Here is a 26,440-nt window from a genome sequence, read left to right on the forward strand (position 1 = left end):
CACCTCCTGAAGGTGGACGAGCGGGCCGGGGATACTGCGGGATGACCCCTGGGGGCCGCCCGGGCGCTCAGCCGTCCGCGGCCAGGACCAGAGCCGACGTCGGCACCCCCGTCCCCGCCGTCACCAGCACCTGCCGTGCCCCGGGGACCTGGTTCACGGCCGTCCCGCGCAGCTGCCGCACACCCTCGGCGATCCCGTTCATCCCGTGGAGGTACGCCTCCCCCAGCTGGCCTCCGTGCGTGTTGATCGGCAGCGACCCCCCGGCCACGAAGTCCGCCGCCTCCCCCTTCCCGCAGAACCCGAACTCCTCCAGCTGCATCAGCACGAACGGCGTGAAGTGGTCGTAGAGGATCGCCACGTCCACCTCGGCCGGGGTGAGCCCGCAGGCGCGCCGGAGCCGGCGGGCCACCACCTCCGTCTCGGGCAGGCCGGTGAGGTCGTGGCGGTAGAAGCCGGTCATCTGCTCCTGGCCGCGGGCGGCTCCCTGGGCGGCCCCGGCGACGACGGCGGGCGGGCGGGGCAGGTCGCGGGCCCGCTCCAGCGACGTGACGACGAGGGCCTGGCCGCCGTCGGTCTCCTGGCAGCAGTCCAGCAGCCGCAGCGGCTCGACGATCCAGCGGGAGGCCGCGTGGTCGGCGAGGGTGATGGGGCGGCCGTGGAAGTACGCGGCCGGATTGGTCGCCGCGTACCCGCGGTCCAGGACGGCCACGTGGGCGAAGGCCTCCGGGGTGAGGCCGTAGGTGTGCAGGTACCGCTGGGCGGTCATCGCCACCCACGAGGCCGGGGTGAGCAGCCCGAACGGCAGGGCCCAGCCGAGCGCCGCCCCCTCCGCCGAGGGCTCGCGGTGCTGCACGCCCGAGCCGAAGCGGCGGCCCGAGCGCTCGTTGAAGGCGCGGTAGCAGACGACCACCTCCGCCACCCCGGTGGCGACGGCGAGCGCCGCCTGCTGGACCGTCGCGCAGGCCGCCCCGCCGCCGTAGTGGACGCGGGAGAAGAAGGAGAGCTCGCCGATGCCGCAGGCCTGGGCGACGGTGATCTCCGGGCTGGTGTCCATCGTGAACGTGACCATCCCGTCCACGTCGCCGGGGGTGAGGCCCGCGTCGTCGAGCGCCGCGCGCACCGCCCGCGCGGCCAGCCCGAGCTCGCTGCGTCCCGAGTCCTTGGAGAACTCCGTGGCCCCGATGCCGGCGATCGCGGCGCGCCCGCCGAGGCCGTCCTCCGTGCGCGGGTTCATCCGGCGCCTCCCGGCGGGACGGTGACGGTGACGGTGCCCGTGACATGGCTGCCGATGCCGTTCGTCCCGGTCACCCGGACCGTGGCGGTGTCCCCGTCGACCTGCTCGACGGTGCCGGTGAGCACCATGGTGTCCCCCGGGTGGTTGGGCGCACCGAGCCGTATCGCCACCTTGCGCAGGACGGCCGCCGGGCCGAAGTGGTCGGTGATGTAGCGGCCGACCAGGCCGTTCGTCGTCAGGATGTTCATGAAGATGTCCGGGGAGCCCTTCCGCCGGGCCAGTTCGGCGTCGTGGTGGACGTCCTGGTAGTCGCGGGAGGCGATGGCGCCGGCCACGATCAGGGTGCGGGTGATCTCGATCTCCAGCGGAGGCAGCTGCTCACCGGCCCTCATGCGGCTCCTCATGCGGCTGCTCATACGGCGGCCTCCTCGCGGGCGCGGAACACCGGCAGCACCAGCTCCTCGTCGCAGGACCGGAACTCCAGCCGCACCGGCATGCCGATGCGCACCTTGTCGTACGGCACCCCCACCACGTTGCTGATCATCCGCACTCCTTCGGCGAGTTCGATCAGGGCGACCGCGTAGGGGGGATCGAAGGCCGGGAAGGGCGGGTGGTGCATGACGACGTAGGAGTAGACCGTCCCCTCGCCGCTCGCCTCGACGGTGTCCCAGTCCGGGCCGCCGCAGCGGTCGCAGCCCGGCAGCCAGGGGAAGCGCAGGGCCGCGCAGGCGGTGCAGCGCTGGATGAGCAGCTGGTGCCGTCCGACCCCCTCCCAGAAGCCGGCGTTGTCGCGGTTGACGACCGGGCGGGGGCGGGGCGGGCGCTTCGGGCCGGGTCCGGCCGGGGCGTACTTGAGGACGCGGAAGCGGTGCGTGCCCACGAGGTCCGGGCCCACCCGGACGTCCGTGCGGGTCGTGATGAAGTACCCCGTGCCCAGCCTGGTCGTCTTGCGCGGCGACACCGACTCGATCACCGTGTCGAAGGTGACCTCGTCGCCGGGGCGCAGCGGGCGCAGGTACTCCTGCTCGCAGTCGGTGGCCACGATCGAGGTGCAGCCGGCCCGGTCGAGCAGGGCGAACATCTCGTCGTGGGCCGCGGCGCGCCCCTGGTGACCGGCGAGGCCGCCCATGGTCCACGCCTGCAGCATGGTGGGCGGGGCGATGGCGCCGGGGCCGGTGTAGGCGGGGTTGGCGTCTCCCATCGCCTCGCACCAGTGCCGGATCATCGGCAGGTTGACGGGGTCCCGGCCCTTGCCGGTGAGGGTGGCGGCCCGCCCCTCGTAGGACTTCAGCCGTGCGCCCAGCTCGTCGTCCACGACCGCACCTCCGACTCTCGGGGTTTCTGACTGTCCGTCAGATCGGGCGGACTGTCAAGGTCGTCGCGGCACGCGTGCGGACGCCTGCGCGGCGGCACCGAAGCACCGCCGCGCAGACGCCCTGCACCCCAACTGTGCGCACCCCGCGTCCCCCGCGTCAGGGGCGCCGGCTCACCACAGCTCGCTGAAGTTGATGGCGACGTTCCTGTTCCCCTGGTTGACGGCCGTGAACGCGGAGCCGGTGACCTGGGCGGTGTTGCTCTGGTTCGAGGCGCCGTTGCCGACCGCGTTCTGCTGGGTGGTGGACGAGTTGCCGTTGTTGTCGTGGCCGACACCGCTGCCGATGCTGCTCGCCACACCCGCGTTCGATCCGTTGTCCGCGATGGCGCCGTTGTCCGCCGCCGCGACGCCGGTGAACAGAACCGCTGCCAGCGGGAGGGCGGAGACGGCGGCGATGACGCGGGCGGTACGGATGCTTGCCATGTTGTTCCTCCAGAACACCAACGTGAAGTACGTGAAGTACGTGAAGTACGGCTGTCACCAGGGCAGTTGGCCGACCGCCTCGGTCCTTCCTCGTGCACGACGTCGCGTGATCAGAGTTGCCCACCGAATCCCCGGCGAACCACCCCGGAAGGCGCGATTCGCCCTCAAGTGCTACGACAAGTCGATAAACCCCTAACGCGACTTCAAGCAGCCGAGAGGGGGCAGTCCGGACAGCCCGGGCCCAAGCGCCGCAAGGGAAGAACCGCTCCGGCAGTTTTCCGGCCAACCTCCCCGCACCGGGCGCGTCGCGTCCGATTCCTGCTTCCCTTTTTCGAACGTACGTACGAACATAGAGGCATGGCCACCACCGACCGGCAGGCCACGACGCTGGCCCTCGCACACGCCCTGTCAGCCGCCGAGCGCGGGCTGGCCGTCATACCCCTGTCCCGGACGAAGCTGCCGGCCCTGCGCTCCCCCCACCACGACGACCCCGGCCCCCGGCCCTGCCACGGTGAGTGCGGCCGCCTCGGGCACGGCGTGTACGACGCCTCGACCGACCCGGCCCGGATCCGCGAGCTGTTCGCCGCGGCCCCCCGGGCGACCGGCTACGGCATCGCGTGCGGCCTTCCGCCGCACCATCTGATCGGCGTCGACCTCGACACGAAGACGGGCACGGACTCCTCGGCCGCTCTGCGCGAGCTGGCGCTGCGCCACCTGTTCACGATCCCCGACACGGTGGTCGTCATCACCCCCAGCGGCGGCCGCCACCTCTGGCTGAGCGGGCCGCCGGACGTGGTCGTCCCCAACTCCGCCGGCCGGCTGGCCCCCGGCATCGACATCCGGGGCGCCGGCGGCTACCTCGTCGGCCCCGGCTCGCGTACCGAGCACGGCGTCTACGTCGCGGCGCCCGGCACCGCCCACCTCGCACCCGCCGCCTGCCCACCCGCCCTGCTGCGGCTGCTGCTGCCACCCCCGCGCACGCCCCGGCCCGCGCACGCCGCGGTCGGCGACCACGGGCAGGGGCTGGTCCAGTTCGTCCTCGCCGCGCACGAGGGGCAGCGCAACACCCGCCTGTTCTGGGCGGCGTGCCGGGCCTACGAGGACGGCATCGGGCCCGCGCTGCTCGACCCGCTGGTCGAGGCGGCGCTCAACGCGGGCCTGACCGAACGCGAGGCGCGGGCGACGATCGCTTCGGCGGCCCGGATGACGGGGCACCGGCCGTGAGACCCACGGGGCAGCCGTGGGAGCACGAGAACCATGAGGAGCTCCATGCAAGACCGCTCTGGGGTGCGCACCATGTCGCTGACGCGCGTGGTGCTCGCCTCCGGCCGCACCACCGAACTCGCCGAGGTGCGGTTCACCTCGACGTACCAAGGACTGGACGGCTACCCCTGCAAACCGTTCAACGACCGGGTGATCGGAAGTCTCCTCAGCGGCGCCGAACGCTCCTTCCCCACCGTCCCCGTACACCTCGTCCCGCCCCCGCGCGAGTACCCCCACCTGTATCCCGGCGCCTACGGCCCGGTCGAGCTCCTGCCCCCCGTCGCCTGCGTCGGCTCCTTCCGCTCCACGGCCCTGCACCCCGCCCGTGACCCGGTCCTCGCCCGGTCGGCCCTGACGATCGTCTGGTTCCAGCGCACGACCCGCATCCCGCACGAGTGCGACGCGGAGGCCTCGCTGCGGGGGGTGGACTGGGAACGGCTGGCCCGGGACCACGAGGTGCGGGCGGGACCCTGAGCCGCGGGGGCCGGCCGAGCCGGGGAAGTTTTTGCCTGTGGCCGATATCCGGCGGGGCCGGCCCGGCGGGGCGGGGATCGACGGGGATCGACGGGTTTCGCGTGAGCAAAGTCAGGCCGAAACCGTCGGGTCGCGGGGGCCGTACGGGTTACGGCCGTGTTGACCATTCGCCCGGCCCGACGCACCCTCACACATAGATGGCAATTACATCTTGTTTGCTCTCAGGGTGCCGTTGCGCGCGGGAAACCGCATGTGAGGAAGGCCCCTGCGGCAGACCCGTATCAGGAGGCGCCCCATGTGCGGCATCACCGGCTGGATCTCCTACGACCGCGATCTGCGCACCGAGTCAGCCGCATTGGATGCGATGACCGAGACCATGGACTGCCGCGGCCCCGACGACCGCGGCACCTGGGTGCAGGGCCCGGCCGCCCTCGGGCACCGCAGGCTCGCGATCATCGACCTGCCCGGCGGCCGGCAGCCGATGACCGCCGGCACCCCGCACGGGAGCGTGGCGCTCGTGTACTCGGGAGAGACCTACAACTTCACCGAACTGCGCCGCGACCTCACCGCCCGCGGCCACCGCTTCACCACCGACTCCGACACCGAGGTCGTCCTGCACGGCTACCTCGAATGGGGCGAACAGGTCGCGGAACGGCTCAACGGCATGTACGCCCTCGCCGTGTGGGACGGCCGCCACGACAAGCTGGTGATGATCCGCGACCGCATGGGCATCAAGCCCTTCTACTACTACCCCACCCCCGACGGCGTCCTGTTCGGCTCCGAACCCAAGGCGATCCTGGCCAACCCGCTGGCCTCCGCCCGGGTCGGCCTGGACGGCCTGCGCGAGCTGTTCACGATGATCAAGACCCCGGGGCACGCCGTGTGGGAGGGGATGGCGGAGGTCGAACCCGGCACCGTCGTCACCGTCGACCGCTCGGGCGTGCACCGCCGCGCGTACTGGCGGCTGGAGACCCGGCCGCACACCGACGACCGCGACACCACCATCGCCACCGTCCGCTCCCTGCTCGACGACATCGTGCGCCGCCAGCTCGTCGCCGACGTGCCCCGCTGCACCCTGCTCTCCGGTGGCCTCGACTCCTCGGCCATGACGGCGCTCGCCGCACGCCAACTCGGCGAACACGGCGAGAAGGTGCGCAGCTTCGCCGTCGACTTCGTCGGCCAGAGCGACCACTTCGTCGCCGACGAGCTGCGCGGCACCCCCGACACCCCGTTCGTGCACGACGTGGCCCGCACCGCCCGGACCGAGCACCAGGACATCGTGCTCGACGCGCAGGCGCTCGCCGACCCCGAGGTGCGCGCGAAGGTGATCAGGGCCCGCGACCTGCCCGCCGGGTTCGGCGACATGGACGCCTCGCTGTACCTGCTCTTCCGGGCCATCCGCGACCAGTCGACCGTCGCCCTGTCCGGCGAGTCCGCCGACGAGGTCTTCGGCGGCTACCTCCAGTTCTTCGACGAGGAGGCCCGCCGCGGCGGCACCTTCCCCTGGCTGGTCAGTTTCGGCCGCCACTTCGGCGAGGACTCCGAGGTGCTGCGCCCCGACCTGCTCGCCTCGCTCGACCTGGACGGCTACGTCGCCGACGGCTACCGCACCGCGGTGGGCGCCGTCCGGCGCCTCGAGGGCGAGAGCGGCTTCGAGTACCGGATGCGGCAGATCTGCCACCTCCACCTCACCCGCTTCGTCCGCATCCTGCTCGACCGCAAGGACCGGGCGAGCATGGCCGTCGGCCTCGAGGTACGGGTCCCGTTCTGCGACCACCGGCTCGTCGAGTACGTCTACAACACCCCCTGGGCGCTGAAGTCCTTCGACGGCCGGGAGAAGAGCCTGCTGCGCGAGGCGACCGCCGACCTGCTCCCGAAGTCGGTGTACGACCGGGTCAAGAGCCCGTACCCCTCCACCCAGGACCCCAAGTACGCCGTCGCGCTCCAGGACCAGGCCAAGGACCTGCTGGCCCGGCCCGCCCACCCGGTCTTCGACCTCGTCGACCACGACCGCCTGCACCGCGTCGCCCACCACGACGCGCCCGTGAGCAACCAGGCCCAGCGACGCGGCCTGGAACGGGCCCTCGACCTGACCCAGTGGCTGGACATGTACCGCCCTCAGATCGACCTCGGCTGACTGCGGCGATTCCGGGGGCGGTGGTTGGGGTCGCGGTGCTTGGGTGCCGGTGCTTGGGTGCCGGTGCTTGGGTGCCGGTGCTTGGGTGCCGGTGCTTAGGGTCTCGGTGCTTAGGGTCTCGGTGCTTGGGGGGTGCCGGTGCTTGGGGTGGCGGCGTGCCGGGTGGTGTGCGCGGGGGCGGCTTGCGCGAGTGCCCGGGGGCGACGGCAGCGTGCGCGCGGGCGGGCCCCTGCCTGGGCCGGCGGCAGGCGGCAGCGTGCTGTGTGCTGTGTGCTGTGTGCACCCGGGACGGCGGCAGCGTGCCCGCGTGCCCAGGACAGACGGCGGCAACGTGCCCAGGCCGACAGCAGCATGCCCCCGCTATCCGAGACAGACAGTGGCATAGGGAGCGAAAAGCGCGGAACCCGTAACAGGAGCGAAGGGCGGTAGCGAAGGGCGGTGCGGAACCCGTAAGAGGAGCGGAGCGCGCAGCGCGGGTGACCGGCCCGCCTCGGTGACCTCGATCGCGAAGGGACGGTGACGTCGATCGCGGGAGGACTCGGCACCGTGGCGTCGATCGCGGAGGGACGCGGTGGACCTGGACACTGTCGCGGACGAGCTGTACGGACTGCGGCCGGAGGACTTCACCGCGGCCCGTGACGCCCGCGCGGCCGAGGCCCGCAGAGCGGGCGACCGCGCGCTCGCCGGGAAGATCGGCAAGCTGCGCCGGCCCAGTCTGCCGGCGTGGGCGAGCAACCTGCTGGTCCGCGAGCAGCCGGAGGAGACCGAGTCGCTGCTGCGACTCGGGGAGGAACTGCGCCGGGCCCACCGTGATCTGGACGGGGCACAGCTGCGCGACCTCAGCCGGCAGCAGCACGTCGTGATCAACGCGCTGTCCCGGCAGGCACGGCAGCTGGCCGATCAGGCCGGGCATCCGATCAGCGAGGACGCCCAGCGGGAGGTCGAGACCATCCTGCACGCCGTGCTGGCCGACACCGGCGCCGCCGCGGAGTGGGCCACCGGGCGCCTGGTCAAGGCGTTCGACCGGGCCGCGGGGTTTCCCGCGGCGGCGGAGGATGCCCGCCCGCGGCCCGCGAGGACGGCGCGGCAGCGGGAGGGGACCGGGCCCGCACGGCCCGGGCCCGCACGACGCGGCGAGGACAACGGCAAGGCCGAGCAGGAACGCCGCCGCCGGCTCGAACAGGCCCGGCAGAAGGCCGAGGCCGCCCGACGCGAGCTCACCACCCGCCAGGAGGAGGCCGCGGAGGCCGACCGGCAGGCGGACGACGCGCGGGAACGGGCCGGTTCGCTCCAGCGGCGCGTCGGCGAGCTGGCCGAGGAGCTGGGCCGGCTCGAGGAGGAGCAGCAGCGGGCCGAGGCGGCCGCGCGGAAGGCGCGCGAGCAGGCACGCGGCGCCGACCGGCGGGTCAGGGAGGCCCGGCGCCGCGCCGAGAGCGCGGCCGACCAGGTCAAGCGCCTGGACGAACCGGGGCGTGGGCGCCCACGGGGGCGTACCCGCACAGGCAAGCAGAGAGCGAGGCGATAGGTGATGGCGCGACCCGTCTGGAGCGGAGTCGTGACGCTGGGACTGGTCACGGTGCCGGTGGCCCTCTTCACGGCGACCGAGGACCACACGGTCCACTTCCACCAGCTGCAACGCGGCACCTCCGACCGGATCCGCAACAAGCGCGTCAACGAGCGCACCGGCCGCGAGGTCGACCACCGCGACATCGTCAAGGGCTACGACCTCGGAGGCGGCGACTATGTCGTCGTGGAGCCGGCGGAGCTCGAGGAGGTGGCACCGGGAAGGTCGAAGGTGATCGAGATGGCCGGCTTCGTCGACCTCCCCGAGATCGAGCCGGTGTACTTCGACCGCACCTACTACGTCGCGCCGCGCGGCAAGGACAACGTCAAGGTGTACGAGCTGCTGCGGTCCGCCCTGGAGCGCACGGACAAGGTGGGCGTCGCCACCTTCACCATGCACGGCAAGCAGTATCTGACCGCCCTGCGCGCCCAGTCCGACGTCCTGGTCATGCACACCATGCACTGGGCCGACGAGGTCCGCGACCCCGCCGACGTGGCGGACCTGCTGCCGACGCGACGTACCAGGACCACCGGCAAGGAACTCAGGACCGCCCAGGAGCTCGTCGACGCCCTGACCATCGACTGGAACCCCGAGGACTACCGGGACACCTTCGAGGAGCGCGTCAAGGAACTCGTGGACGCCAAGCGGCGCGGCGAGGACGTCGTCAGCGAGTCCGGCCCGCCGGACACCACCAACGTCCTCGACCTCATGTCCGCCCTCGAGAAGAGCATCGAGGGCGCCGGCGCCAAGGGTTCGCGCCGGGGCGGCGGGAAGTCCCGCGCAAAGACCGGAAAGACCGCAGAGACCGCGGAGATCCACGAACTGGACTCGCACCGCCGCAAGGAGCGGAAGGAGACGAACAAGCAGAAGAAGCAGGAGCAGGGAAAGAAAAAGGCACACGGGAAGGCACAGGGAAAGGCGCAGGGGAAGGAAAAGGCCGACGGCGACCTGTCCTCCCTCACCAAGACAGAGCTCTACCGGCGTGCCGCCGACGCGGGGGTCGAAGGCCGCTCGAAGATGACCCGCGACCAGTTGCTCAGGGCGCTCCGCAAGACGTCCGCGGCCTGACAGCACCTCCCGCGCGCCGCGGGACCGGCGTGAAATGCTGGACGTGGGGCTCGACGGACGCCAGGAAGGTGGTAACCCGATGGACTGGGCACACTTCGCACAGCAGATGGCGTCCATGGCCCGGGACCTGCTGGCGCAGACATCGGTCGACTCCACGCTGGGACGCATCACCGCCTCGGCCGTCGACCTGGTGGAGGGCTGCGACGCCGCCGGCATCCTGGTACTGAAGGACACACAGGTGCGGACGCTGGCCCCCACCGAGCAGATGGTCACCGACAGCGACCGGCTCCAGGAGCAGTTGGGCCAGGGCCCGTGCTTCGACGCGGCCCGTACCAAGGACGGCGAGCGGGTGTTCCGCATCCCGGACTTCACCCAGAAACAGCCCCGCTGGCCCTTGTTCGGCCCCAAGGCGCACGAGCTCGGCATCGGCAGCATGATGGGCTTCCTGCTCTACACCGACGACGAAGAGCTCGGCGCGCTCAACATCTACTCCCGCCGCCCCGGCGCCTTCACCGAGGCCAGTGAACTGGCGGGCTGGCTGCTGGCCTCCCACGCGGCGGTCTCCTTCTCCAGCGCCCGCACGCACTCCCAGCTGGAAGAGGCCCTCTCCACCCGCCACACCATCGGCGAGGCCATGGGCATCATCATGGGCAGCCACCAGCTGACCGAGGACCAGGCCTTCGCCGTGCTGCGCCGCTACTCGCAGGAGAAGAACATCAAGCTCCGCGAGGTCGCCCGCCTGGTCTGCGAACGCGGCGCCCTGACCTGACCGCAGCCCCACGAAACGGTCAGGGGTGCCCTCCGCAGAGTGACACCCCTTCTGACCTGCTACGTCTCTGACGTGCGCGGAGGCGGTGGGATTTGAACCCACGGTGACATCGCTGCCACGACGGTTTTCAAGATCGCACACAGACCTACAGGAGCAGTCGGATCGTCTCACCGACGAGCGGGTACAGCGGCAGCACGATGAAGACCCAACCGACAAGCCGGATGACTCCCCCATAGCGTTGCTCCGCTGCCTCCGACGGAGGTCCCGTCCGAGGCTGGTAGAAGCTACTCCGAAGCCCTCAATAGTCCCGGACGATGGCCGTCTCCAGCGCCACGAGGGGGACGGCGATGGCGAGGGATATCAACCAGTCCATGGCCGCACGATGGTTGAGGGCCAGGTCAGAGCGCTTCCTTGGACGGCGTGACCGGCTCCCCCTACTTACGTACTACAGGCAGAACGCTCCACGGTGAGGTGATCCACTCGTCGACGGACAAGCGGCCCCGACCGTGCCACTCGCGTGCCAGAAGGAGCGGGGACTCACGGGGAACCGAGGCACCCAGCGGAGCACCGACAGATGGTCAGCCGAGACGAGGAACCAGCAGGTCACGCCCATGACCGCCCAACCTCGCTCCTAAAGTGGTTGTCCAGTGCACTCACCGGTTCCACACTCGTTGGAACTCTTCGGCCGAGATGCCTTCCAGGGGGTCCTCTTCCGGATCGATCGCTTGGTCTGTCAGGCCCCCGCGCTCGTCCTCCAGGTGCTCCCAGCTATATCGGTGGAGCTGGCCGGCCGAAGTCAGCTCGGCTTGCTTGAGGACGATCAACTCGCCTCGGTCGGGGGCCGCCTCGATGTACCAGCAGCCACCCTCCTCGTCCTCGTGGCGGAAGTAGTGCCGTAGGACGGCGCGCTCGTCGAGTGCTCGGTAGTACGCCACGATCTCCGCGGTACGCTCCAGTTCAGCCACGGAACCATCGTGCCAGCGTGCGCCACACGGTTGCGCCGTTCTGACATCTACGAGTGACGTCAACGGCGCCGGACGCCAGCACTCCCAGGTGATACGGCCTGAATGGCGCGACTGGGTGGTCACCCGGCAGAGCCGAGCAGCGATCGAACCCCTAAAGCGGTGGTCAGGGCTGCCGTGGACTACCTCCGGACGAGCCCTTGATGACGAGATGCTTTAAGCCGAGCCCGCTACGAAGAAGACGGTTGCCGATCAGGGCAGCCGTCAGCGTGTGTCCTAAACGGGGAGTACGGCCCTGGGACGATCCAGCCTTCCAGCCATCCCGTGAGCCAACGCGCGAGGGTCAATGTGGTCGGCACCAGGACGCAGCAGTCATTGCCATCCCAGTCCCAGACGCGGCCCTCGGGGGTGCTGAAGTCGATCAGGGTCCACATGCAGCAGCCGCGGTCCATGAGCGGGACGACCCCCTCGGGTGTTGCGGGGATGTCGGAGTCGTCCTTCATCGAGAAGAGCCGGTGGGCCTCGATAATGTCCTGCTCGTCGCTGAACCAATTGCCGGTGTCCGTCAACGAGAGGCATTCCCAGACTCCGAAGCCGCCGTTGGCGACTTCGAGGTAGAGGCGCCGCAGCAACTGTGGCATCGGGCGGCCGACCGCGCGTTCGACCGCCGCGACGTCCTCCAGCGTTGCCGGCGGGGGCAGGTCACGCTCGGCGACGCGGGTACGGACGGCCTCGACAAGCTCGTCATCCGTCATGGCCTGTCGCCCCCAGCCGGCCCGGTTCGAGTAAGACTCGTACGAGTAGCGGGTGCCGCGATCCCACTCCTGCCCAGTGAGGGCCTTGTACGCCCGGTCTGGCACGTAGAGCAAAGACTCGGCCCATATCAGGCCCTCGGCATACGGCGTGAAGCGCGCGGGATTCCTGAGTACCCGCTCGTAGGCTTCACGGCCGTCGGCGACGACGGCCGCACGCGCGTAGAGGAACGCGTCGCCGGAGAGGCCATGTCCGTACTCCTGGAGGTCCAATCGGTACAGCATCCAGGCCAACTGCTCGGCGAACTCGACGATCAAGGACAACGGCCCGGCCGCAAGACGAGCGGTAAGGGCCGCAGCGAGGCCATCAGCATCGGGGTCAGGCTCAGCCAGTCGGAATTCCTCGATCAGCGCCCAGAACGCATCCTCGTCCATGGCGGCCATCCTGGCACTCGGGTCTGACAGCGGTACGGGCGCACCACAAGCGCACCAGATCGGGCGGGGAACAGCGGGGGATCACGGTGAAGGCAGCCGAGCCCGACGAGGCAGTTCCCCGCCCGTTCGCCCAGGCCAGCGCCCCAATCGGCCCAAATGACCGCAGCTTCCCAAGCTCAGGGCGCACGTTGCTCGGTCCAACAGCAGGTTCAGATGAGGTCCCCCCAAAAGGGGACCGTTGCCCTCGGGTTCCAGTGCTCGTCGACGTCGCCGCGTGCCTCGTTGAACTCCTGGTGCATGTAGTCGGCCAGGTCCAGCCCGTAGTAGATGACATCGGTCTGCCACACCGAGAGCACCGGATGACCGAAGCTTCCCCGCCCGGCCGGCAGGTATCGGTGGGCGTACACGGGCACCAGCACCGGCGCCGCCCTCAGATGACGCCTCGCCGTCTCCAGTGCCGTCGCCCCATCAGACGGATGCTCGCCCCAGCCGGCGTACCAGAACGCGTTGTGCTCGACGTCGAGGAGAACACCCTCGACCGGCCAGGCGAGCTGTCGACGCAGGCTGCCCAGGTCGCCACCCCTCCACTCCGGCCAGGGCCTGGACCAGGTCTGCCCGTCCTCGGGAGGAACGTTGACCGGCAGGCCGGCGGCAAGGAACGCTCGGTGATCGTCTGCGAACTCGAAGCCGTACTCGCGCTCGATACGGGCGAACTCGGCGTCCGTCAGCCCCGGCTCGAACTCATACAGGCCCGTCTCTGCCAGACGACGGGCGGCTTCCGCGCCCAGACGTACTCCATCGCTGCTGATCACGGCAGAAACGCTAGAGCCAACTGAAGCCCGCAGTCACCCAAGTTGTATGGCAGCCTCCGTGTCAATTTCCGTCTCAATTTCCTTCTCATTCAGCTCGGTTCACCGCCGTTCACGGCGGACTGGAAGCCCGATCACACGTAAGCGTCCGGTCGCCCATGAACCCAGGTGAACGCCCCTGCACACAGCCCTCAGCCCCACCACCACAGTTGGAAAGCGTATTGGCAGTGCGAGTCAGCCAGTGTCTGGCCGTGCCGGGCCCGGTTGGCTTTGCCGGACGCCGGTGCACGCCACCAGCGTGCCGCCGTCCTCGTCGAGAAACAGCATGAAGATCCACGATCCGTCAGCCGTCTTGATCTGGCCCAGTCGAACCGGTCGGTCGTACAGGTCAAGGCGTTGCACGGCCCGCGCCAAGCCGGTGGTCTCGATGCCTCTCCGAAGGGTGTGGCGGAGTCGGCGCCCGTAGACCGTCGCGAGCGACTCGGCTGACGACGTCCCGTCCCAGACGATGTACGAAGCGCCCGAGCGGAGAGCAGACAGAGCGGCCAACGACGTCTCGTCACCATCACCCAGTAGTCGTTCGAGCTCTCCCCGCTCCATGGCTTCACCCCCAGGCCGGGATCCTGCTGTACAGCAACCAAGTACAGCAACCCCAGCAACCGCCAGCGACCGACATCGGCCCGCACGATGCTTTCCGCAACCCGTATGACCTCCATTGACCGATCTCTACAGAGCTACGGATCAGATGCTGAGCCTCTGTAGCAGGCATCATGGCCCCGTGGGCATAGACGTGGAGCTGCACTCAGCACGGCTGACCCGTAACTGGCGCAAGTCCCGAGCGACGCTGCTACACAGTTCGTACGGGCACGGGGACGCGTTGGCCGATGCGATCGGCTCACTCCGGTTGCTCGGGGTGCCTGGGCAGCTGACCGCCGTGGATCCGTACGGGGATGCTCTGATGAATGAGCAGGAGGCTGCCGTTGCTCTCGCTGAGATCCCCGATCTACGGCGACGGTGCACCGATGAGCGTCAGCTCGCTGCCCTGGAGGACCTTGCAGGGTTGCTGGAGCAGTGCGCCGGCACTCCGGGCAGCTATTTGTGGTTCCAGGGCGACTGAAGCCGTGCCCCCATCCGTGCCCGATAGACCGGGACCTCACGGGGAACCACGGTCACTAGCAGGCACCGCGCATGGCGAGAGCCCCCGACCGATGTTCCTGGTCAGGGGCCGTTCTCACTGCTCGTCGTGCGGAGGCGGTGGGATTTGAACCCACGGTGACATCGCTGCCACGACGGTTTTCAAGACCGTTCCCTTCGGCCGCTCGGGCACGCCTCCCCGCGCCGCCGGGCGTGCGCGGCGCGGGGACAAGAGTAACGGGTTGGCACGCGCGCGCGTGGGGCAGATGGTGCTAACCCGGGGAGGTACGCGCGCGTGGGTCGGTGGGTCAGCTGTCGCCCGTGCGGGAGCCGAGGGTGAGCTGGACCGTGTGGGTCTTGCCGTCGCGCTCGTAGGTGATGGTGACCCTGTCGCCGGGCTTGTGGGTCCAGATCTCGCCGATCAGGGTGGGGCCGGAGTCGATCACGTGGTCGTCGAGCTTGGTGATCACGTCACCGGGCTTGAGGCCGGCCTTGGCCGCGGGGCCGCCCGCCTCGACGGCGTCGGATCCGCCCGCGCCCTGCTCGGTGATCTTCGCGCCGTTGCTGGAGTCCTGCAGGGAGACCGAGGCGCCGATCTTCGCGTAGACGGGCTTGCCGGTCTTGATCAGCTGCTGGGCGACGTACTTGGCCTGGTTGATCGGGATGGCGAAGCCCAGGCCGATCGAGCCGGACTGGCTGCTGCCGCCGAGCCCGCCGCTGCCGGTGGACTGGATCGCCGAGTTGATGCCGATGACGTTGCCCGAGGCGTCAAGGAGCGGGCCGCCGGAGTTGCCGGGGTTTATCGAGGCGTCCGTCTGCAGGGCGCTCATGTACGAGGCGTTGCTGCCGGTGCCGTCGCTGGAGGCCACCGGGCGGTCCTTGGCGCTGATGATGCCCGTCGTCACCGTGTTGGACAGGCCGAAGGGGGCGCCGATCGCGATCGTGGAGTCGCCCACGGCCACCTTGTCGGAGTCGCCCAGTGTCAGGGGCTTGAGGTCGGAGGGGGCGTTCTTGAGCTTGATGACCGCCACGTCGTAGCCCTGGGCGTGGCCGACGACCTCGGCGTCGTACTTCTTGCCGTTCGGGAAGGTCGCCGTGAGCTTGCCGCCGTCGACGGCGTCCGCGACGACGTGGTTGTTGGTGACGATGTGGCCCTGGGTGTCGAAGACGAAGCCGGTGCCCGTGCCGCCCTGGCCGTTGGTGGACTCGGCCTGGATGGTGACCGTGCTCGGCAGGGACTTGGCGGCCACGTTCGCCACCGTGCCCGGGTCGCGCTTGACGGAGCCGCCGCTGTCGGAGGCGGAGACGGTCGTGGAGCCGGAGGAGTCGTTGTTCTTGGCCAGCGTGTAGCCGAGGCCGCCGCCCAGGCCGCCGGCGACGAGCGCGGCCACCAGGATCGCGGCGACGAGGCCCCCGCGGCCCGACTTCGGCGCGGCCTGCTGGTAGGTGGTGCCCCATCCGGCTCCCGAGCCGCCGGAGTCGGAACCCCCGGAGTGCCCGCCGCCGGAGCCCGGGTCGGAGTAGGACGGCGTCGCGGGCGGCGGGGGCGGCCAGGAGGCGTCCGGGGCCTGGCCCTGGGGCGCTCCGGATCCGGGCCCCTGCGGGGCGCCCGGTCCCTGGGGGTCCTGCGAACCCGCCGACGCGTGGCCGGAGCCGGGGCCCTGGCCCGCGTGCACCAGTTCCTGCTCCTGGGCACCGGGGGCGCTCGAAGGCACCGGCGGGAGCGGGGCCGTCGGGGCGCCGCCCGCGGGGGCCTCGGGTGCCGAGGGAGGGGGAGCGTCCACCGGCACGGGGGGTGCGGACGGGGCCGGGGGTACCGCGGTTCCCTCGTTCTCGGTGCTCACAGCTTCTCTCCTCGGTCCACGGCTGTTCTTCTCGATCACGCTCGGTCGCACTCGGTCACATTGGGTCGCACTGGGTAACGCTCGTTCACGCTCGTACACGCTTGTTCACGTTGGTCGACGGTCCGGCGCGCTGCAGCTGTGCATGTTCTTTTGTATGCCGTCAGCCTTTCCCATGAGCCGTCAGGGCGCCATAAGCGGTGCCTGTGGGTCCGGGACCGTTCTTTATATAGGCCATGACAGGCAAAAGGGGCGCAATCTATGCTCCTCCGATCGCACGACTACCCAGCTCCGGTGGCACCATGACGCGGTGACCCATGCACGGCAGCACCGGATCCGAGTCGTCGCCCACCGCGGAGCCTCCGAGGAGGCGCCCGAGCACACCCTGGCCGCGTACAAGAAGGCGATCGAGGACGGTGCGGACGCCCTCGAGTGCGATGTGCGCCTGACGGCGGACGGCCATCTCGTCTGTGTGCACGACCGTCGCGTCAACCGTACGTCCAACGGGCGGGGCGCGGTGTCCGCGCTGGAGCTGGCCGACCTCGCCACGCTGGACTTCGGCTCGCGCAGGACCAGGGAGTTCTGGCGCACCCGCGACGAGGAACCGGACTGGGAGTTCCTGCCCGAGGACCCCCAGGACACCTCCGTACTGACGCTGGAGCGGCTGCTGGAGCTGGTCGCGGACGCGGGGCGGCGGGTGGAACTGGCCATCGAGACCAAACACCCGACCCGTTGGGCCGGACAGGTGGAGGAACGCCTGCTGGTGCAGCTGAAGCGTTTCGGCCTGGACGCCCCGGCCTCCGCCGAGGAGTCCCCCGTGCGCGTCATGAGCTTCTCGGCGCGGTCGCTGCACCGCGTGCGGGCCGCCTCGCCGTCGCTGCCGACGGTCTACCTGCTGCAGTTCGTCTCGCCCCGGCTGCGCGACGGACGGCTGCCGGCGGGTGTCCGGATCGCGGGCCCCTCCATCCGGATCGTGCGCAATCACCCTGCGTACATCGAGCGGCTGAAGCGGGCGGGCCACCAGGTGCACGTGTGGACCGTGAACGAGCCGGAAGACGTGGATCTCTGCGTCGACCTGGGCGTCGACGCCATCATCACCAACCGGCCGCGCGCCGTTCTGCGGCAACTCGACCGCTGAGCCGCTTTCGTCACTGTCCGAACCCGCTTCAGTGGTAAAGACCTGTGAAGAACCCTTGACCCATGCACCCCTTCGGCACCATTCTCCAGACTTGGCCACAGTCGAAATCCAGCCATGCGGCTACAGGGAGTGCTCCGGCGCGTTCGGTCCGTGTTCGATCGTTGCGAATGCGTCACTCAACGTGGACTGGCCGGTTTCCGGTTCAGGCCAATGGGGCATCCACACCGTGGCGTGGGGCAAAGGAGGTCTCGGGGGTGGCGTTGGTGGTGGCACAGGAGGTGCCGACGTCGTCGAGCATGGCCGTACCCCATGGTCCTGCGGGCGTGGGGCGGGCGAGACATCGTATGCGCGAGCAACTGCGCAGGGGCGGTGTGCCGGACTCGGTCATCGACGACGCCGTACTGATTCTGTCCGAACTCTTGAGCAACGCGTGCAAGCACGGCCGGCCACTGGGTGACGCCCTTGCGGGGGACGGCGACGTACGGGCGGCCTGGCGCGTGGACCACGGCGGCCGGCTCACCGTCGAGGTCACGGACGGTGGCGGACCCACCCGCCCGGCTCCGGCCACCCCGTCGATCACGGCGCACGGCGGCCGCGGGCTGAACATCATCACCGCGCTGGCCGACGACTGGGGGGTCCGGGACGACGCCCGGGGCGAGGTCACCGTGTGGGTCGTGGTGCACGACGGCATCCCGGACCACGAGGCCGGACCGGTCCGCGAGTCGTTTCCTGCGCGTCCTACGCGCGTCACCGCCCCGTCGGCGTCGAGGATTCCGCCGATGCCGGACCTGGACTTCGCGGACGCCTTCGAGGACTTGGACTGACCTTCCAGGACACGGACCGATTCGAGCGCCCGCGACCGCGACCAGGACGCGGACACGCCCGGCGGTCGGGCACCGAGCAACCGTGCCGCGGACGCAGACCCACCCAGCGGTCGCGCGCCAAACAACCGCGACCCGGACACAGACCCACCCAGCGGTCGCGCGCCAAACAACCGCGACCCGGACACAGACCCACCCAGCAGTCGCGCGCCAAACAACCGCGACCCGGACACAGACCCACCCAGCAGTCGCGCGCCAAACAACCGCAACCCGGACACAGACCCACCCAGCGGACACGAACCCGGTGGTCCGCGTGCGAGGGTCCGGACCGAGCGGCCCGCAGGCCGGGTCCGGACGATCCGGCCCGGACCGAGCGGCCCACGGGCCGGATCCGGACGATCGTCCCCGGTATCCCAGGCGTCCGCGGTGAACGCGTGGCAGGTTTCCGTGGGTCGTGGTGTGAACGGCTAGGCTCCCGCCGTACCAGACGAGCCGTAACCGGGAGACACCCACGATGGCCAAGAAGCGACCCCAGACGAAGGCCAAGCCGCAGATCACGGACGGAGAGATCCCGGTTGTCGGCGCGCGCGAACCCTGCCCCTGCGGCAGCGGCCGCCGCTACAAGGCCTGCCACGGGCGGGCCGCCGCGCACGCCGCGACCGAACTGGTGCACCGTCCTTTCGAGGGCCTCGCGGGCGAGTGCGACTGGGTGGCGCTGCGTGAGCTGGTGCCCGCGGCCACCGTCGCGCTGACGCTGAAGGGCGGCCTGCCGGAGAGCGTGCCGTCCGTGACGCTCGCGACCGTGCTGCCGATGGCCTGGCCGGCGCTGCGCCGCGACGACGGCTCGGTGCTGCTGGGCCTGCAGAACGACACGGCGTCCGGTGACGTCAGCCGCGACCTCGCCGACAACCTCCGGCGCGCCCTGACCGTCCAGCCCGGTACGCCGGTCGAGGGCCGCCGCGCTCCGGCCGGCGGCCCGCGGCTGCAGGACCTGCTCGATGCCGAAGGCGCGTTCGAGCCAGTTGTGCACAGCGGCTTCGAGTTCTGGGTGCCGGACGCGGAGAACGCCACGCCGGAGGTGACCGCCTCCCTGGAGCGGGCCAACGCCGCGGCCATCCCGACCGCCCGGCTCACCGGCGTGGACGCCGCCTACTGGTGCGAGACCCCGGAGAAGAACCATCTGCGCTGGGTCATGCCGCACGCCGAGGAGCAGCTTCTGGACGCCCTCGCGCGGCTGCACGCGGCGGGCCGCTCGAGCCTCGGTGAAGGCACCCGTCTCGTGGGGTCCTTCCGTGCTCACGGGCTCACCGTCCCGGTCTGGGACCTGCCGAGCGGGGTCGGCGCGGAGGACGTCGAGAAGCCGGCGGCCGAGTTCGCCGAGCGCCTCGAGGCCGCCCTCGCCTCGGACGCGCCGCTGACCGCCGAGGAGCGCCGGGCCCGCGGCGGCCTCACCAACCGGCAGGTCACGCTCAGTTGACGGATCCGGCGCGGCCGGGCCGGGCTGACCGGCGGGTCAGCTGAACCCGAGCATCCGGAATCGGCTGGTCCGCTCGCAAGTCCCGTTCGATCCACGCACATTACGTGACTGGAAAGTCAGGATCGAATTTGCGAACCGCCGATCTCTTGTTACCGTTCCATTAGCCCGGTTGCTGGTGCATCCCCCGTCGCCAGCAACCGGGCCTTTTTCCGCGCGAGTTCCTTTACGGAACGCAACGGGACGTCAACCACCGGTGGGTCCGGAGGAGTTGCTTCCGGCACGCAGCAGCAGCGGACCGTTCGCGGCCCGCCCGGCGAATTCCGCGACGGCGGTGTAGGCGGAGGGCTCGCCCCGGTTGGGCCGGCGGGGCGTCTCGCAGGTCCCCGGCTCGTCATCGGCCCCCACGCGGCACGTCATCCGCACCGCGCGGCCACCCGGCCCCATGAGACTGAGCACGGAGTCCAGCGCCCCGCCCGTCACATTGCGGTAGTAGGTGCGCGCCCAGGTCTCCTCGCCCTGCGTGAGCACGCAGGTCTGCGCCTCGACGCCGCCGGGGGAGGTGAGTTCGGGGCCGCAGCGGACGGCGGTGGCCAGGCCCAGGCCGAGCAGCAGGGGCGAGCCGGCGGGGGCGGCGGAGCGCGCCTTGGCGTCCTCCTCGTGCCCGGAGGGCCGTACGGTCTCGCGCGGGGAGGACCGCACGGTCTCGCGTGCGGGGGCGCGTACGACCGTGCGGCCCGCGTCACCCGCCGGTCCCGCGGACGCCACGGCCAGCGGCAGCGCGACCGCGCACGCCACGACCCCCACCAGGGCGAGGAGGCGGACCTTCCGGGGGTCTGGCCCGCCGCGGGGCGGCTGTGGGGCGCTGTGTCCCCGAGGTTGTCGCAGCATAGGGCGGAAGATAGCCACCGCTTCGGGGCGCGCGGACCTGTGCGCGCCCGACACCCCTAGAACTCGGGCGCGCTCACACCCGTACGAGTGAGGGCCTCGACGGCGGCGTCCACCACGGCCTCGACGTCCGGGACCCACGGGGAGGCCGAACCGGGCAGTGGTGCGCGCTCCCAGCGGACCTCTCCCTCGCCGGTCTCGGACGGGGGCAGGGCGAGGTAACCGCCCTCACCGTGGAAGCGGAGGGAGCCGGGGACGAAGTCCTTGGCGTAGAGCAGTTCGCCGAGCTGCTCCATGGTGTACGGCCGCACGAGGATCGCCCAGCGGCTCGGGGCGGCCACGACCGGGCCGAGGCGCATGCCGAGGCGGTCGAGCGCGGTGAGCGTGTGCGCGGCGGCGAGGGCCGGCAGGCTCACGGCACAGGGCGCGTTGCCCCCGGTGGCCAGGACGATCGGCGCGGCCGGCCGGTTGGTCCACCACCAGCGCACCATCCGGGCATCGGTGGTGGCCGCGAGCAGGCCGGGGTCGAAGGGGTGCGCGCCGGGCACCGTGCAGTCCGCGTCGGGGCAGCCGCAGCGGGAGTGCCCCCGCGGGTCCGCCGCCACGCCCGGGAGAACGGGCCACTGCCACTCGGTCGCGAAGGTCAGGGCCGCGCCGATCAACTCAGGCCTTCCGTCGCCGCGCTGGGACAGGAGCCTGCGTCGCCTTCCGAGGATCTCGCGCATGAGCGCTCGTTCCTTTCCGTTGCACCGCTGGCAACACCGTGGGCCACATCACACCATGTGTCGATCACTTCACCGTGCGTACCTGTTGGCGCATCACACCCCGCCCGAAGGCACGGGGAACCCCTATCGGCCGAACATTGACTGCGTCCGCGGCAGCCTCGACGGCACCGTCCATGCCGATTCCATCAGAAGCATGGGCGTGGCGCGGGGGTGGCGAAGTCTGGCGTTTTGCCGTCCGTGTATTTCTCTTCGCCGCTGCCACGGGAGGATGGGGCACGGTCGTCGGTGGCTAAGACGCCCGGGTCGGGTACCAGGTTCCGGGTGGCGGCAACCACCCCTGGCCTTCACCGAGTACGTACCCATCACGACCGCTGTGACGCTCTGTGGAGCAAACCCAGTCGACCGCAATAAGCCGTAACCGGAGTCAGTTTTAAGCCAAATTTGCTTTTAGGCAGAGGAGCCACTGCTTGCCCCTGGACACCAGGAATCCCGGCAGGACAATGCTGGACATCCCCTCACGAGTGCGTGTACATGTGGAGACACTGCCGGCGACGCAGAATGACATGGGGGTTTGCGATGCTTTTGAGCAGTACGCACCGGTCGGAAAGCCGGACGCCATGAACGCCCCTCACCTTCCGAAAGTGGCCGGAATCGATTCAACGGTTCCCAAGCCCGCACACACTGTCGCGCCCGCGCCCGCAGCCTCCGGCAGTTCTCCGGTCTCCCTGCCGCACCCACCAGGGGCGCTGCTCACCGACCGGCTCGCCGGCTGGGTCTCGGACCTCACGACACTGCACGAACTCACCGAGCGCCTGGCCCGCACGGACACGCTGGCGGACGCCCTGAGCGAACTGCTGCGCGCCGGCGCCGCCCTGGTGGGCGCCCGGCGCGGTCTCGTCGTCCTGGAACCCGGCGACGGGCTCGGCCCCGACACGACGATCGGCCTCGGCCTCGCCCGCGCCGACCTCGGGCACATCGAGACGGTGCCGCGCAGCGCCATGTCCTACGGCCGCATCCTCGACGGCACGCCGGGCGCGGACGGCGAGATCGCCCAGCCGGACCTCTTCGCCGAGGACGGGCTCGACCCCCGGCACCGCGAGGTGGCCGCCCGCCTCGGCTACGCCGCGTGCTACGCCCTGCCCCTGGCCGGCGAGAGCGCGGGCCGGCTGGGCGCGGCGGTCTGGCTGTACGACGAGCCCGCCGAGCCGCTCGAGCGCCAGCGCCACCTCGTCGGCCTCTACGCGCGCTACGCCGGCGAGCACCTGGCCCGGCTGGTGGAGCTGGAGCGGACGCGCGCGTCCATGGCGACGATGTCGGAGGAGCTGCTGCCGTCCCGGCTCCCCCGCGTGGGCGGCGTCCAGCTCGCCGCCCGGCACCGCACCGGTCCGCGCGGCGGCGGCGACTGGTTCGACGCGCTGCCGCTGCCGGACGCCGCCCTGGGTCTCGCCGTGGGCTCGGTGACGGGCTCCGGACCGAGCGCGGTGGCCGCGATGGGACGGCTGAGGGCGTCCTTGCGCGCGTACGCCGTGATGGAGGGCGAGGACCCGGTCGCCGTCCTGTCCGACCTCGAACTGCTGCTGCGGCTGACCGAGCCCGCGCGCTCCGCCACCGCGCTGTTCGCCTACTGCGAGCCCGCGCTGCGCAAGATCACGCTGGCCGGTGCCGGGCACTGCCCGCCGCTGCTGGTCGGCGAGCGGCGCACGGAGTTCGTGGAGACGTCCGTGTCCGCGCCGCTCGGCATGCTCGCCTGCTGGGAGGCGCCGAGCGTGGAGCTCCAGGCGGAGCGCGGCGAAACGGTGCTGCTCTACACCGACGGGCTGCTGCACCGCACCGGCGACCCCACCGACCGCGCCTTCGCCCGGCTGCACGCGGCGGCCGCGGGTGTGCCCAGGGCGCTGCGCGACGACCCGGACGCGATCGCCGACCACGTGCTGCGGACCGTGCTGCCCGACGGGCTGGACGAGGCGCCGAGCCCGGAGGACGTCGTACTGCTGGCGGCGCGCTTCGAGTGACCGCCCGGAGCAGGGCTTCCGGTCCCGGACCCCTTTCCGTACGACCGTACGATGGAGGGGGTCCAGTGCCGTATCGAGGAGGATGACCGTGGCGGAGGAGCTCCCGGACTCCATGGAACCTGCTGCTGCCGCAGCGGGGATGGAGACCACTGAAGAAGAGCCGATCAAGCAGCGCAAGAACGGCCTGTACCCGGGCGTCTCCGACGAGCTGGCCGAGAACATGAAGTCCGGCTGGGCCGACACGGAGCTGCGCGGCCTGGAGCCGATCGCCCAGGCCGCCGAGACCGCCGCGCGCCGCGCCGCGCTCTCCGCGCGCTTCCCGGGCGAGCGCCTGGTGATCCCGGCGGGCAACCTCAAGACCCGCTCGAACGACACGGAGTACCCCTTCCGCGCGTCGGTCGAGTACGCGTACCTCACCGGCAACCAGACCGAGGACGGCGTCCTCGTGCTGGAGCCCGCGGGCGGGGGCCACGAGGCGACGATCTACCTGCTGCCGCGCTCCGACCGGGACAACGGCGAGTTCTGGCTGTCCGGTCAGGGCGAGCTGTGGGTCGGGCGCCGGCACTCCCTCACCGAGGCGGCGAAGCTGTACGGCGTCCCCGCCTCCGACGTGCGCGAGCTGCCGGACGCGCTGCGCGAGGCCACCGGTCCGGTGCGCGTCGTGCGCGGGTACGACGCGGAGATCGAGGCGGCCCTGACCGACAAGGTCACCGCGGAGCGGGACGAGGAGCTGCGCGTCTTCCTGTCCGAGGCGCGGCTGGTGAAGGACGGGTTCGAGATCGGCGAGCTGCAGAAGGCGGTCGACTCGACCGTGCGCGGCTTCGAGGACGTCGTGAAGGTCCTCGACAAGGCCGAGGCGACCTCCGAGCGGTACATCGAGGGCACGTTCTTCCTCCGCGCGCGCGTGGAGGGCAACGACGTCGGCTACGGCACCATCGCCGCCGCCGGACCGCACGCGTGCACGCTGCACTGGGTGCGCAACGACGGGCCGGTGCGCTCCGGTGAGCTGCTGCTCCTGGACGCCGGCGTCGAGACGCACACGTACTACACGGCGGACGTCACGCGCACCCTGCCGGTGGGCGGGCGCTTCAGCGAGATCCAGAAGAAGATCTACGACGCCGTGTACGACGCGCAGGAGGCCGGGATCGCGGCCGTCAGGCCGGGCGCCAAGTACCGCGACTTCCACGACGCGGCGCAGCGGGTGCTCACCGAGCGGCTCGTCGAGTGGGGGCTCGTCGAGGGGCCCGTGGAGCGGGTGCTGGAGCTCGGTCTCCAGCGGCGGTGGACGCTGCACGGCACCGGGCACATGCTCGGCCTCGACGTCCACGACTGCGCCGCCGCCCGGGTGGAGTCGTACGTCGACGGCACGCTGGAGCCGGGCATGTGCCTGACCGTCGAGCCGGGGCTGTACTTCCAGGCCGACGACCTGACGGTGCCCGAGGAGTACCGGGGCATCGGGGTGCGGATCGAGGACGACATCCTGGTGACCGAGGACGGCAACCGCAACCTCAGCGCCGGGCTGCCGCGGCGGTCGGACGAGGTCGAGTCCTGGATGGCTTCGCTGAAGGGCTGACGGCCGGATCGATGGCCGGGTACGACGTGTGCCCGGCCATTTCTCTGCGGTCTGCGGGTAGTCGTGGGCCGGTCGCGCAGTTCCCCGCGCCCCCGAGGGGCGCTCTGCTCACGGGGGTTGATAGGTGGACGGCTTTCTGGCCGGTGTCGGTGTCGATCTGCATCTGGAGACCGACGACGGCGAGGGACGGCGGGTCGGGCTCGAGCGGGCTCTGCGCGACGCCGTGCGGGACGGGCGGCTGGCGCCCGGGACCCGGTTGCCGGCCACCCGGCGGCTCGCCGCGGAACTCGGGGTGTCGCGGGGCACCGCCAAGGCGGCCTACGACCAGCTCGTCGCCGAGGGGTATCTGACGGCGCGGCAGGGGTCGGGGACGCAGGTCGCCTCGCTGCCCTCGCTCGACGACGGCGCGCCCACGGCGGCGGCACGCGCGCGTACGCCGCGTTTCGATCTGCGGCCCGGCAGCCCGGACGTCGGCGCGTTCCCGGCGGCGGCCTGGCTGCGGGCGCTGCGCCGGGCCATAGCGACGGCGCCGCTGCTGGCGTACGACTACGGCGATCCGCGCGGCCGGATCGAGCTGCGCACCGCGCTGTCGGGATACCTGGGACGGGCCCGGGGGGTCATCGCGCCGCCCGAGCGGATCGTGGTCACCTCGGGCTATGTGCAGGGGCTCGCGCTGCTCACCCGTGTCCTCAACGGGGGCACGATCGCCATGGAGGACCCCGGACTGCCGTTCCACCGGGAGGTGGTGCGGCGCAACGGCGGAAACGTGGTGCCGGTAGGGGTCGACGGACGGGGCCTGTGCGCACAGGAGCTGGGGGACGCCGGGGCCGTGGTCGTGACGCCCGCCCATCAGTACCCGACCGGGGTGACGCTGCACCCCGAGCGGCGGCGGGCGGTCACCGACTGGGCACGCGCGCGGGGCGGACTGATCGTCGAGGACGACTACGACGGGGAGTTCCGCTACGACCGGCAGCCGGTCGGCGCCCTGCAGGGCATGGCCCCGGGACAGGTCGTCTACCTGGGCACGGCCTCGAAGACGCTCGGCCCCGCGCTGCGGCTCGGCTGGATGGTGCTGCCGCCGCACCTCGTCGACGCGGTCGCCGACGCCAAGCTGCACAGCGACCACCACACCGAGTCCATCGGCCAGCTCGCACTCGCCGAACTCATCGACAGCCACGCCTACGACCGGCACGTGCGCGCGTCCCGACTGCGCTACCGCAGGCGCCGGGACCAGCTGCTGGACCGGATCGGCGGCCGGAACAAGGTGCGCGGGATCGCCGCCGGGCTGCACGCGCTGGTGGCGGTCGCCGACGAGGAGGAGGCGCTCGAGCGCGCCGAGGCGGAGGGGCTCGCGGTCGGGCACCTGGGCGACCACTGGCACACGCCCGGCCCGGGCCGGCCGCAGGGGCTCGTCGTCGGCTACGGCACGCCTCGGGAGCGGGCGTACCCGGAGGCGCTCGAGGTGCTGCGGAAGGTGCTCGCGGTGGACTGACCCCCGCGAGCGGACCCGCCGCCTCGTGGGCCGCACGCGGGTGCCGGGCGGTGCCCGGGGCCGCCGTCGCCGCGGGA

At 71.2% G+C, this 26,440-nt stretch carries 24 protein-coding genes and 1 tRNA gene; 13 read left to right on the top strand and 12 right to left on the bottom strand.

What is annotated here, in order from left to right:
* Positions 1-67: 67 nt before the first annotated feature.
* From ACJ9NR_RS19775 to ACJ9NR_RS19790, 4 genes are all read right to left on the bottom strand, one after another.
* Positions 68-1,234 carry a lipid-transfer protein gene (locus ACJ9NR_RS19775; protein ID WP_412493898.1) on the bottom strand — a complete coding sequence of 389 codons (1,167 nt, stop codon included), beginning with the start codon at positions 1,232-1,234 and terminating at the stop codon, positions 68-70.
* Positions 1,231-1,626: a MaoC/PaaZ C-terminal domain-containing protein gene (locus ACJ9NR_RS19780; RefSeq protein WP_412494101.1), complete on the bottom strand. Its 396-nt coding sequence runs from the start codon at positions 1,624-1,626 to the stop codon at positions 1,231-1,233. The genes ACJ9NR_RS19775 and ACJ9NR_RS19780 overlap by 4 nt, the downstream gene beginning before the upstream one ends.
* A 20-nt stretch (positions 1,627-1,646) precedes the next feature.
* A complete protein-coding gene (locus tag ACJ9NR_RS19785) occupies positions 1,647-2,549 on the bottom strand; it encodes a bifunctional MaoC family dehydratase N-terminal/OB-fold nucleic acid binding domain-containing protein (protein WP_412493899.1) in 903 nt (300 codons plus the stop codon).
* A gap of 171 nt (positions 2,550-2,720) precedes the next feature.
* A complete protein-coding gene (locus ACJ9NR_RS19790; protein WP_412493900.1) occupies positions 2,721-3,032 on the bottom strand; it encodes a hypothetical protein in 312 nt (103 codons plus the stop codon).
* Between the two features lie 357 nt (positions 3,033-3,389).
* Here ACJ9NR_RS19790 and ACJ9NR_RS19795 point away from each other — a divergent pair, with 357 nt between their 5' ends.
* The 6 genes from ACJ9NR_RS19795 (at position 3,390) to ACJ9NR_RS19820 (ending at position 10,307) form a co-directional block, all read left to right on the top strand.
* Positions 3,390-4,256 (top strand): bifunctional DNA primase/polymerase, encoded by an 867-nt coding sequence (locus tag ACJ9NR_RS19795; protein WP_412493901.1) that lies wholly within the window; start codon positions 3,390-3,392, stop codon positions 4,254-4,256.
* Positions 4,257-4,301: 45 nt separating this feature from the next.
* Positions 4,302-4,769, top strand: a complete 468-nt coding sequence (locus ACJ9NR_RS19800; protein WP_412493902.1) for a hypothetical protein — start codon at positions 4,302-4,304, stop codon at positions 4,767-4,769.
* A 295-nt stretch (positions 4,770-5,064) separates the two neighbouring features.
* Positions 5,065-6,906, top strand: a complete 1,842-nt coding sequence (gene asnB / locus ACJ9NR_RS19805) for an asparagine synthase (glutamine-hydrolyzing) (protein WP_412493903.1) — start codon at positions 5,065-5,067, stop codon at positions 6,904-6,906.
* A gap of 571 nt (positions 6,907-7,477) precedes the next feature.
* Positions 7,478-8,431 carry a hypothetical protein gene (locus tag ACJ9NR_RS19810; RefSeq protein WP_412493904.1) on the top strand — a complete coding sequence of 318 codons (954 nt, stop codon included), beginning with the start codon at positions 7,478-7,480 and terminating at the stop codon, positions 8,429-8,431.
* Between the two features lie 3 nt (positions 8,432-8,434).
* Positions 8,435-9,538 (top strand): non-homologous end joining protein Ku, encoded by a 1,104-nt coding sequence (gene ku / locus ACJ9NR_RS19815; RefSeq protein WP_412493905.1) that lies wholly within the window; start codon positions 8,435-8,437, stop codon positions 9,536-9,538.
* A gap of 79 nt (positions 9,539-9,617) precedes the next feature.
* Positions 9,618-10,307: a GAF and ANTAR domain-containing protein gene (locus ACJ9NR_RS19820; protein ID WP_412493906.1), complete on the top strand. Its 690-nt coding sequence runs from the start codon at positions 9,618-9,620 to the stop codon at positions 10,305-10,307.
* Between the two features lie 653 nt (positions 10,308-10,960).
* Here the strand turns inward: ACJ9NR_RS19820 and ACJ9NR_RS19825 are convergent.
* The 4 genes from ACJ9NR_RS19825 to ACJ9NR_RS19840 all read right to left on the bottom strand — a co-directional run bounded on the left by ACJ9NR_RS19825 (position 10,961) and on the right by ACJ9NR_RS19840 (position 13,865).
* Entirely contained in the window at positions 10,961-11,272 is a 312-nt protein-coding gene (locus ACJ9NR_RS19825) for a hypothetical protein (protein ID WP_412493907.1), read from the bottom strand.
* Positions 11,273-11,499: 227 nt separating this feature from the next.
* A complete protein-coding gene (locus ACJ9NR_RS19830; protein WP_412493908.1) occupies positions 11,500-12,456 on the bottom strand; it encodes a DUF4240 domain-containing protein in 957 nt (318 codons plus the stop codon).
* A gap of 209 nt (positions 12,457-12,665) precedes the next feature.
* Complete coding sequence (locus tag ACJ9NR_RS19835) at positions 12,666-13,268, bottom strand: hypothetical protein (protein ID WP_412493909.1); 603 nt, start codon at positions 13,266-13,268, stop codon at positions 12,666-12,668.
* 231 nt (positions 13,269-13,499) lie between these two features.
* Positions 13,500-13,865, bottom strand: a complete 366-nt coding sequence (locus tag ACJ9NR_RS19840) for a hypothetical protein (RefSeq protein ID WP_412493910.1) — start codon at positions 13,863-13,865, stop codon at positions 13,500-13,502.
* Between the two features lie 178 nt (positions 13,866-14,043).
* On the opposite strand from ACJ9NR_RS19840, the gene ACJ9NR_RS19845 reads away from it, so the two are divergent.
* Positions 14,044-14,382: a hypothetical protein gene (locus tag ACJ9NR_RS19845; RefSeq protein WP_412493911.1), complete on the top strand. Its 339-nt coding sequence runs from the start codon at positions 14,044-14,046 to the stop codon at positions 14,380-14,382.
* Positions 14,383-14,511: 129 nt separating this feature from the next.
* On the opposite strand, the gene ACJ9NR_RS19850 is transcribed toward ACJ9NR_RS19845, so the two are convergent.
* A tRNA-Ser gene (locus ACJ9NR_RS19850) sits at positions 14,512-14,598 on the bottom strand.
* A gap of 109 nt (positions 14,599-14,707) precedes the next feature.
* The gene (locus ACJ9NR_RS19855; protein ID WP_412493912.1) at positions 14,708-16,243 is read right to left on the bottom strand and encodes a S1C family serine protease; all 1,536 of its coding nucleotides are present in this window, start codon (positions 16,241-16,243) and stop codon (positions 14,708-14,710) included.
* Between the two features lie 307 nt (positions 16,244-16,550).
* Between ACJ9NR_RS19855 and ACJ9NR_RS19860 the strand changes: the two genes are divergently transcribed.
* The 3 genes from ACJ9NR_RS19860 (at position 16,551) to ACJ9NR_RS19870 (ending at position 19,676) form a co-directional block, all read left to right on the top strand.
* On the top strand, positions 16,551-17,378 hold the full coding sequence (locus ACJ9NR_RS19860) for a glycerophosphodiester phosphodiesterase (protein WP_412493913.1): 828 nt from the start codon (positions 16,551-16,553) through the stop codon (positions 17,376-17,378).
* A gap of 167 nt (positions 17,379-17,545) precedes the next feature.
* A complete protein-coding gene (locus ACJ9NR_RS19865; RefSeq protein ID WP_412494102.1) occupies positions 17,546-18,202 on the top strand; it encodes an ATP-binding protein in 657 nt (218 codons plus the stop codon).
* A 511-nt stretch (positions 18,203-18,713) separates the two neighbouring features.
* The gene (locus ACJ9NR_RS19870; RefSeq protein ID WP_412493914.1) at positions 18,714-19,676 is read left to right on the top strand and encodes a DUF5926 family protein; all 963 of its coding nucleotides are present in this window, start codon (positions 18,714-18,716) and stop codon (positions 19,674-19,676) included.
* Between the two features lie 243 nt (positions 19,677-19,919).
* Here the strand turns inward: ACJ9NR_RS19870 and ACJ9NR_RS19875 are convergent, their stop codons facing one another.
* Both ACJ9NR_RS19875 and ACJ9NR_RS19880 read right to left on the bottom strand, forming a co-directional pair.
* Entirely contained in the window at positions 19,920-20,564 is a 645-nt protein-coding gene (locus ACJ9NR_RS19875; RefSeq protein WP_412493915.1) for a hypothetical protein, read from the bottom strand.
* Positions 20,565-20,620: 56 nt separating this feature from the next.
* The gene (locus ACJ9NR_RS19880) at positions 20,621-21,286 is read right to left on the bottom strand and encodes a bifunctional DNA primase/polymerase (RefSeq protein ID WP_412493916.1); all 666 of its coding nucleotides are present in this window, start codon (positions 21,284-21,286) and stop codon (positions 20,621-20,623) included.
* 500 nt (positions 21,287-21,786) lie between these two features.
* On the opposite strand from ACJ9NR_RS19880, the gene ACJ9NR_RS19885 reads away from it, so the two are divergent.
* The 3 genes from ACJ9NR_RS19885 (at position 21,787) to pdxR (ending at position 26,363) form a co-directional block, all read left to right on the top strand.
* Positions 21,787-23,298 carry a PP2C family protein-serine/threonine phosphatase gene (locus ACJ9NR_RS19885; RefSeq protein ID WP_412494103.1) on the top strand — a complete coding sequence of 504 codons (1,512 nt, stop codon included), beginning with the start codon at positions 21,787-21,789 and terminating at the stop codon, positions 23,296-23,298.
* Positions 23,299-23,380: 82 nt separating this feature from the next.
* A complete protein-coding gene (locus ACJ9NR_RS19890; protein WP_412493917.1) occupies positions 23,381-24,871 on the top strand; it encodes an aminopeptidase P family protein in 1,491 nt (496 codons plus the stop codon).
* A 124-nt stretch (positions 24,872-24,995) separates the two neighbouring features.
* A complete protein-coding gene (gene pdxR, locus ACJ9NR_RS19895; protein ID WP_412493918.1) occupies positions 24,996-26,363 on the top strand; it encodes a MocR-like pyridoxine biosynthesis transcription factor PdxR in 1,368 nt (455 codons plus the stop codon).
* The last annotated feature ends 77 nt before the right edge of the window (positions 26,364-26,440 follow it).

It is taken from the genome of Streptomyces sediminimaris, from assembly GCF_047049295.1.
Lineage (GTDB): Bacteria > Actinomycetota > Actinomycetes > Streptomycetales > Streptomycetaceae > Streptomyces > Streptomyces sediminimaris.